The sequence below is a fragment of the Aminobacter sp. P4_H6_2 genome (assembly GCF_056400805.1).
The window spans coordinates 1-8,393 of the sequence record NZ_JBFUKO010000203.1; the positions used below are offsets into that span (position 1 = coordinate 1).

Sequence of the window (8,393 nt, forward strand, 5' to 3'; positions counted from 1 at the left end):
GGATTTCGTCGAGATGGAGTCGGTCGAAAGCTTGTTCAGCGCATGCGGCATGGACGTTCGCATCGTTGGTTTCTACATGGGATCGAGAAGTATCGAAGACCCTAAGCTGCGCGACGATCTCGCAGCGGTGCAAGAAGCCTATCCACAAGCCGAGATTGCACTCCTGTCGAATGCAGACGACCCTTGCATGGCCGTGCAGGCGTTGCGGATGGGCGTCGCAGGCTTCTTCACCACTTCGCTGTCCCTTGACGTCGCCCTTGCAGGGGTTCGCCTTGTCCTGGCAGGCGGCGTGTATTGCCCGCATCCCAGGGGCACGCATGTCGAGGAACCAGCCGGGCTCGAGACATACGTCAACGGACATACTTATGCCTCGGAAAGCATTGACGTTCTTGAAACCGCTTCCGGTTTCACCCATCGCGAGGAAGACGTTCTCGCACAGTTGCTGCTTGGCCATTCAAACAAGGTAATCGCAGCCAACGTGAATATTTCCGAGAACACTGTGAAAATGCACATCCAGCACATCATGCGCAAGCTGCGGGTCCAGAATAGAACCGAAATCGTGATTCAACTTGGCAAGAGAGCAGCGCAAGATTCGAACAACAACCATCGATAGGCAGCGCCGTCAGGAATGTCAGCGTACGCGTTGCCATGCGCGACAAAGCCAGGTTGGTCTTTGCCCAGGGTTTCGTGGATTGGTGGAGCTGATCAGTCCTCCCGGAAAGACCTATTGAAACTATCGAGTATCGGCCTTAGCGCATAGAGTGCCACAGTGCTTTGACCGGTCTCGATCAACGCCTGCGCGGGCATTCCGGGCACCAACCTCACATCCGTCATCGCTGCCAGTTGTTCATCCGAAACACGGATCGTTGCCGCATAGTAGGATTGGCCGGTCTGCTTATCCAGGAGGCGGTCAGCAGAAACGTAAGTGACCGTCCCGGAAATGAGCGGCACCCGCCGCTGATCGTAAGGCAAGAGATGAACCTTAGTCGGCAATCCGACATGCACGACATTAATGTCCTCCGGCCTGATATGCGCGGTGACGACGAGACGACCCTCTTTCGGCACGAGGTCAAGAAGCGGCTCACCTGCGCCCACGACCCCACCCGTCGTATGAATGCGAAGATCGGTAATTACCCCGTCCTCGGAGGCTTTGATCTCGGTCCTGGCAAGTTGATCATCGGCGGCTCGCATTCGCTCTTCGAGTTGCAATAGCTGACTCTCGATGTCCCGAAGACTCTGCGCGATCTCATTTTGACGGTCGCTTTCAAACTTCAAAAGATCAGCCTGCGCCTCGCTGATGGTCTCTTCGGCGCGAGCGATCTGAGCGGCCGTTTCGCCGTGCAGGTCGTCGACGTTCGCACTTTCGCGCATGAGGTCAAAAAGGCGGCCTTGCCTTTCGAGCTTCTTGGCGACGAGATCGGTGACGGTATTTAGCTCCTTCCGCGCGATGTCCGCCCTGGTCGACAGCGCGACCTGCCGCGCTTGAAGCCCGACGATCTCCTGTTGGATTTCAGCCATCTTTTCCTGGATCACCCGGATCTGCGATCGCGTGACCTGTAGGCGCGTTTCGAAGATCTTTTGCTGTCCTGCCAGGATCGCCTGGATTGCCGGGTGGGTGCTCGCCGCAGCCTGTATTTCCTCCGAGACGATGACGTGGTCTTTTTCGCCCTGCTCGGAAAGCAACCGTGCTTGACGTATCTTGGCATCCCAGAACTGGCCGCTCAAACTGTTGCTTTCCGAACGTGGCTTCACGTCGTCCAGCTTTATTAGGACCTGTCCCGAAGAAACCACATCGCCATTCTTGACGAGTATCTGTCGAACGATCCCACCCTCCAGATGCTGGACGGTCTTACGGCTCGATTCAGGCTCCACAATTCYGGATGCGATTGCAGCACTCTTGAGGGGGGCCAAAACCGACCATACTCCCAGTCCCAACACGAAACAGCCAATGAGCAAGTTACCCGTCCAGGCGACGGCCCGAAACCTCGGCTTCGGCGGCGCTGGCGCAAATTCCGCATACCCCCCGAATTGATCGCCGTTTGGTGCACAGCTTACGGGGTTCGGAACCCGAACGGCTCTCGATCTCAGCAGTGCTTCGGCGCTGCCAGCCAGGGGGACAACTGAGGTTGGCGAGGATGAGGTCATTGGCCGTTCCCCAAGCCTTGTTCGAGTTGCGGCGGCGGACGGAGATGGGCATCGAAGATTTTCTCGCTGTCGCCGAATGCGTTGAGGGTTCCGTTCCGCAGGATCGCGATCTTGTTGGTGATCGGCAGGATGCCCATCCGATGGGTGATGACCACAACGGTCACTCGTCTGGACTTCAACCGTTCAATGGTCTCGAAAAGGATGCGCTCTCCGCGATAGTCCAGGCTCGAATTGGGATCATCAAGGACCACAAGGCTCGGATTGCCGTAGACGGCTCGAGCCAGGCCGAGTTGTTGTCTCTGTGCGCGAAGCAGAGCGGTTCCGCCTTCGCCGACATCCGTTTCGTAACCCTGTGGCAACCCCATGATCGTGTCGTGCAGGCCCACAAGCTTGGCTGCTTCGATGACTTTTTTCGGATCGCCGCCATCAAGGCGTCCAATGACATCCCTGATTGCGCCTCCGAAGAGATCGATGTCTTGAGGAAGGTAGCCGATACGGCGCGCGTCTGCGGAGCATCGCAAAGTCGAAAGTTCCAACCCGTCCAGCAAGGCGAGCCCTTCGTTCGGCCGTGAAACGCCGGCGATGATGCGTCCCAGCGTGGACTTTCCGGAACCCGAGGGGCCTATCAAGGCAACGCAATCACCGCCGATCAGGCGCATTGAAACCCCTTGGAGAACCCGTTTGCCCGATACAGGCGAGGCAAAACCAACATTGTCGAGCACAAGGTCGCCCATCGGGTTGAGCAAGGCCGTCTCCCGAACACCAGGATCAGGAGCAACCGCGACAAGCATTTGATTGAGTTGCTCGCAAGCATTGCGAGCGAAAGCGAATGCCCTCCAGGTACCGATCGCGCCCTCTACCGGGGCCAGACCACGTCCAAGCAACAGGCTGGCAACGAAAATGATGCCCGGGTTGCTGTTATCCCAAAGCACCAGCCAGGTGGCTGCCCCCATCATCAGGATCTGCGTCAATGTCCGGGTAGATTTCGACAACGCCTGAATGACTTCCGCCCGTCTCGATACCGTGTCCTGCGCAATCCTCGCACTCACGGCATCTTTGTAGACAAAGCGCGCAGCGCCTTCCTGCATGCCCATGGCGCGTACGATCTGAATGTTTTTGAGCGCGGTTCCGAGCCGGGCGTAGCTCGTCGCATGTGCGAGATTCGCGCTCGCGCTCGGCGCTCGCGTCGCCCATTCCATGGTGAGGGCAAAAAACAGGAGCAAGAGCGCGCTGCCAAGACCGATCATGCCAAGCAAAGGATGGACCATGAACAGGAGCATCAAAAATATGGGTGCCCAGAAAACATCGAAAAGGAGCACACTCGCGGGGGATTCCAGAAACTGTCGGATAGCCGCGAGATTCCGGTACGACTCCATTGCCTTGCCCGGATCGGCGCGGGCGGCATATTCGAATGCCGCCGCAAGCACGATCGGGCGCAGCCTATGGTCGAGCCAACTGGCTATGCGCGAAAGGGCAGCCCGACGAACGACGTCGAGCAACGATCCGACCACCACAGCCACCGCCATGATCAGAGTGATCATGATCAGCGTGTCCACGCTCCGGCTCGACAACACGCGGTCATAGATTTGGAGCAGGTAGATCGAAGGGGCGAGAAGAAAGAGATTGTAGCCGCAGCTGAACACGAAGACCAAGCCGAACGAACGAAGGCACGCCCGCAAGGCAGATTCCAGCGGCGTCGCCGAGCGGAGAGGTTGTGTGAACAATGTCCTCATCACGGGAACCCAAGGCGGGCGTCTCTTGGCGCTCTTCGTCTGGCGGTCGAGGCTCTGCATAACCGGATCGGCGGCGCGGGCCGCCGATCCAAAGCCGGGACTGCATCACACCGGTAGGTGGGTGAAGTCGACATCGTGATTGAAATTGAAACTGTCGGCGATCGAGTTCGTCGCTGTGTCTGTATCTGTAGTGGTATTGGTGGTGGTGGTGGTGGTGGTGCTGGGGTCGGTATGCACGAGAGCGGAAGAGATATCCCCTCCCCGCGCCATGCTGCCTGCACCGCCATTGCCGCCCATGCCGGCGATGATGGTGGCATGCTGATCCGCCAGAAGGGTTGTGGTCTGGGTGGCGGTGGTGTCGGCACTCACTGCCGCTACATCAGCACCGCTTGTTGAACCCAGGCTGCCGTTGGAAGTGGAGCTGCCGCCGGCGCCGCCGGAGCCATTGTTCGTAAGGGTCGAAAGGGTGGCGTTTTCCGCTTCAGCTGCACCACCGTGCCCGCCAAAGCCAGCATCCCATGTTGCCCAATCTGCGACATGGTCACCATTATGCACATCGATACCGGCGCCAGTTACGGTCTGGACGTTGGCGACATATGCAACGGGGTTGTAGCTAATATCGCCGTTGCTGTATCCGTCGCCGCCATTGCCGGCACTGGCATTTCCGGCATGTGGGTCGTCAAGTTGGATGGTGTCGGACAGTGTGGGGATAGGCATGATGTTGCTCCTTTCCAGCCTCCGCCGAGTGTTGCCCGGAGAGACACCAGAGGCTGCCCGCTCAGTGTGGAATGCGTGCCGCAGCGCGACTAGCTACAAGATCGGTCACGTCCGTTCGGGTGGCTCTATTGACCGGGTTGTTTGCGCGACACGTTGACAGAACAGGAACTGCCGTTCCGTTCGAACATCGGTTCGCAAATCCCAATCCATATGGTTGGGGTGGAGGCGACGATGACGAGAAACTGGGAATGGATAGGTGAGGTGAACTCGTGCTAGCTAGGCATGAACGAGCAGATCATGGACCAGATCGGCGTGGGTGGGGTCGACGACATTGAAGTGGCCGGCGGTACCGCCGACCCCTGCCATCTGGAGACTGTGCTGGTCGTACAAGACATGGTCGACCTGCTGAGCTTCGGCCGTGCCGCCGGCGGGAACAGCGATGTTGACCGGCTCGAAATATCCCACATTGACGCCGACCATACTCCCAACGGAATGGCCGTCGCCGCCCGACCCGGTCGTGCCGCCGCCAGTGAAAATTGTGTCCGATGCCATATTGAAGCTTCCGCCAGCGCCACCGACGCCGGCGATCTGCGTTGAGCCCTGGCTGAAAAGGACGTTGTTTGTCTGATCGGCATGGGCGGTGCCGCCAGCCCCCGCGATAGCAATGTTGATGGGTGAGTAGATCGCTACGTTCACGTCGACAAGCGAACCGAAAAACGTACCATTGCCACCTGCGCCGGCGTGATTGTCGCCGGTGAAGACGAGCGAGGCTGCACCGCCTCCCGGCCCATAGCCGCCAGCGAGGTTGTGGTCTCCTCCGGATCCACCAACGCCCGAAATCTGGGTGCCGCCTTGCAGGAGTGCGGCATTGTTCGTCTGGTGTGCTGTCGCTGTCGAGTCAGGCCCAGCTCCCACGGCGGTGTTCACCGGGGTGAAAACTCCAACATCGGAACTGACGAGGGCTCCGTAAAATATGCCGGTGCCGCCGCTCCCGGCGTGTCCACCAGTATCTCCACCGATCACGACATTCCCGTTGCCGCCATTGCCGCCAACTCCTGCCATTTCGGCGGAATGCTGGTTGACCAGTGCTTGGTTGGTCTGCTCAGCGTCGGCTGAGGAGCCAGCCAAGGCGAGCGCCGCGTTCGAAGGCGAGAAGACTGCGGTGGGCGTAGCGCTGATGACCCCGATACTGACGCCGTCGCCACCGCTGCCAGCCGAGTTCTGTCCTGTGCCGAGTAGCAGCGAACCCGTCGGGTCCGCTGGAAGGCCGAATGGAAGCCATGTAGGCACCAATGCAAGATGCGCCTCACCGCCGGTGGAATCGCCGCTTTGGCTGGCACCCGAGACTGGCATGTTATCTGGGGTAGAACGAGTTACCGCCATGACCGGCTCCCAATCCAGCTTCGCGCCAACGCGTTGCGGGCGAACTAGTGGTACGTCAGAGCATTGTTTCGCCTATTGGTGGAAAAATAGAGCCTGCAATTCGTATACGCCGAAAGTGATGTGGACGGATGAAACATTGGCTCTGAGGTGGACGACCTCCGCTCCCGGCATCGAGTGCCATGATGCGACTGTCAGCAGTCGCATGTGAGGAAATCCGTCCACTTCAGAAACCGATTGGATGCGGCGCTTGAAGCGCCGATGATCCTGCTTGATCCGATCCGTATCAGGCCCTGGCGGGCAGGCTGACGTACGTCAGAACGGGTATGCCGGCGGTGTGTTGCGGATGGTCAGCCACTGCCACTGGGTGAACTCGTCGATATTGCTCGGACCGCCGATGCTGCTTCCGTTGCCCGACGCGCCGACGCCGCCGAAAGGATTGATGACCTCGTCGTTCACGGTCTGGTCGTTGATGTGCAACAGGCCGGCGCGCAGCCGGTCGCCGATTGCCATGGCGCGGCCGATATCGGGCGAGATCACGGCCATCGACAGCCCGTATTCGGTGCGGTTGGCGAGTTCCACCGCCTCGTCATCGCCGTTGAAGGACGTAATGCAGGCCACCGGCCCGAAGACCTCTTCTTCGAACGCGGCCATGCCAGGCTTGACGCCGGCGAGCACACTTGGTGCGTAGAACAGGTTTTCATAGGTGCCACCTGCGCGGAGTTCCGCACCTTGCTCGACAGACGCTTTTACCACCCGGTCGATATGGTCGAGCTGGGCCTTGTTGATGATCGGGCCGATGGCAACGTTTTCCGCCGCCGGATTGCCGACAGGCAAGCTCTTTGCCTTCTTGGCCGGCGCCTCAGTGAAAGCTTCCAAAATGGGGGCTTCCACCAAGATGCGGCCGGACGACATGCAGATCTGGCCCTGATGCAGCCAGGCACCCCAGGCCGCGTTCTTGACGGCGAGCTCGAGGTCGGCGTCCTTCAGGATAATCAGCGTGTTCTTGCCGCCTAGCTCGAGCGACACCTTCTTGAGATGCCGGCTGGCGTTTTCGCCAACAATCCGTCCTGCCTTGGTCGACCCAGTGAACTGGATCATCGCCACATTCGGATCGGAGACCAGTGCTGCACCCGCGTCACCGGCACCCGGCAAAACGTGGATGAGGCCTTCCGGCAGGCCGGCCTGTTCGAACAAAGCGGCAAAGACCATTCCACCGCAGACGGCGGTGCGCGGGTCGGGCTTGAGGACGACCGCATTGCCCACTGCCAACGCCGGCGCCACAGCGCGCATGGCCAGGTAGAGCGGGAAATTGAAGGGCGAGATGATGCCGACGACGCCGAGCGGGCGGCGGCGCGCGAGATTCATCCTGCCGGCTTCCGAGGGAAGCACGAGGCCTTGCGGCTGCGAGGCGAGAGAGGCGGCTTCGTGCAACGCCTTGATGCTGAGCTGCGTCTCGAATTCCGCCTTTCCACGCGCCGAGCCGCCTTCGCGGATCAGCCATTCGACCACGTCGGCAAAATGCAGTTCAAGCATGTTTGCAGCCTTGCGAATGACGCCTGCCCGGGTGTCGTAGCTCGCCGCGGCCCAGGCCTTTTGGGCTTTCGCAGCCATCGCCGATGCCAGTGTCACATCATCGGCGGACGCCATGCCAATCCGGCCCAGTGTCGCGCCGGTTGCGGGTTCTGCGATGTCGGCAGCTTGGGCCGTGCGCTTCCAGCCGCCTGAGTAGATCGTTCCGTCGAGGTGCTCGTTGCGGATCAGTTTAGGCTGGGACGATGAGACTGTCTTATCCATGAAATGACTCCTATTCGAGAAATTCGGGTCGGGGCCGGGTTATCCGGTGATCAAGGCCCATCCTCCCGTGGTAAACCCTATCCCTTTGCGGGAATGGTGGAGTTCAAGAATTCGCGAAGCAGGGAGGCCACTTCGCCTGATTGTTCAATGCAAGGCAGATGGCCCACGCCGGCAATTGTGCGGAACGACGCAGCGGGGATTCGCCGCGCCGTGGCCGCGACCAAATCCGGTGGCGTGGAAAGGTCCTCGTCGCCTGCAATGACCAGTGTCGGCGCGACAATGGCGCCGATCGTCTCGGTCAGGTCAGCGTCGCGCAGCGCCGCACAGGTGTCGACATAGCCAGCTGCTGGCGTCCGCTCCAGCATCCGCTGCCAGCCGGCAAAGGCCTCAGCCTGGGTCACACGGAAAGCGGGTGAAAACCAGCGCTCCATGATCTGGTCGCCGATTGCTGCCACCCCTGATTCACGCACGGCGGCGATGCGGGCGTTCCAGGCATCCGGCGCGCCGATCTTGGCGGCCGTGTCCATCAGCACAAGCCTTGTCACGCGTTCGGGGGCACGTGCGGCAATCTCCATGGCAATCAGCCCACCGACGGAAAGGCCACAGACGGCCGCACTGTTC

Annotated in this window: 6 protein-coding genes and 1 pseudogene; 1 reads left to right on the forward strand and 6 read right to left on the reverse strand. The window is 60.2% G+C overall.

Going from position 1 to position 8,393, the window contains the following annotated elements; genetic code table 11:
• The first annotated feature begins 49 nt into the window (after positions 1-49).
• Entirely contained in the window at positions 50-613 is a 564-nt protein-coding gene (locus tag AC1DUU_RS15710; protein ID WP_476784338.1) for a helix-turn-helix transcriptional regulator, read from the forward strand.
• A gap of 92 nt (positions 614-705) precedes the next feature.
• Here the strand turns inward: AC1DUU_RS15710 and AC1DUU_RS15715 are convergent.
• From AC1DUU_RS15715 to AC1DUU_RS15740, 6 genes and pseudogenes are all read right to left on the reverse strand, one after another.
• Positions 706-2,007 (reverse strand): annotated as a pseudogene (locus AC1DUU_RS15715) (HlyD family type I secretion periplasmic adaptor subunit); the annotation flags it as partial.
• Positions 2,008-2,141: 134 nt separating this feature from the next.
• Positions 2,142-3,878 (reverse strand): type I secretion system permease/ATPase, encoded by a 1,737-nt coding sequence (locus tag AC1DUU_RS15720; protein WP_476784343.1) that lies wholly within the window; start codon positions 3,876-3,878, stop codon positions 2,142-2,144.
• A gap of 105 nt (positions 3,879-3,983) precedes the next feature.
• The gene (locus tag AC1DUU_RS15725) at positions 3,984-4,595 is read right to left on the reverse strand and encodes a PE-PGRS family protein (RefSeq protein ID WP_476784339.1); all 612 of its coding nucleotides are present in this window, start codon (positions 4,593-4,595) and stop codon (positions 3,984-3,986) included.
• A 276-nt stretch (positions 4,596-4,871) separates the two neighbouring features.
• Positions 4,872-5,978, reverse strand: coding sequence for a hypothetical protein (locus tag AC1DUU_RS15730; RefSeq protein WP_476784340.1), 1,107 nt, complete (start codon positions 5,976-5,978; stop codon positions 4,872-4,874).
• A gap of 312 nt (positions 5,979-6,290) precedes the next feature.
• Positions 6,291-7,772 carry a benzaldehyde dehydrogenase gene (locus AC1DUU_RS15735; RefSeq protein WP_476784341.1) on the reverse strand — a complete coding sequence of 494 codons (1,482 nt, stop codon included), beginning with the start codon at positions 7,770-7,772 and terminating at the stop codon, positions 6,291-6,293.
• 77 nt (positions 7,773-7,849) lie between these two features.
• Positions 7,850-8,393 (reverse strand): alpha/beta fold hydrolase (locus AC1DUU_RS15740; protein WP_476784342.1); only part of this gene is annotated, 544 nt, incomplete at its 5' end.

What these genes read in the sequence shown, in the direction of transcription:
- AC1DUU_RS15730 (WP_476784340.1), bottom strand. Translation starts at nt 5,978, where the DNA reads ATGGCGGTAACTCGTTCTACCCCAGATAACATGCCAGTCTCGGGTGCC.
- AC1DUU_RS15735 (WP_476784341.1), bottom strand. Translation starts at nt 7,772, where the DNA reads ATGGATAAGACAGTCTCATCGTCCCAGCCTAAACTGATCCGCAACGAG.
- AC1DUU_RS15710 (WP_476784338.1), top strand. Translation starts at nt 50, where the DNA reads ATGGACGTTCGCATCGTTGGTTTCTACATGGGATCGAGAAGTATCGAA.
- AC1DUU_RS15725 (WP_476784339.1), bottom strand. Translation starts at nt 4,595, where the DNA reads ATGCCTATCCCCACACTGTCCGACACCATCCAACTTGACGACCCACAT.
- AC1DUU_RS15720 (WP_476784343.1), bottom strand. Translation starts at nt 3,878, where the DNA reads ATGAGGACATTGTTCACACAACCTCTCCGCTCGGCGACGCCGCTGGAA.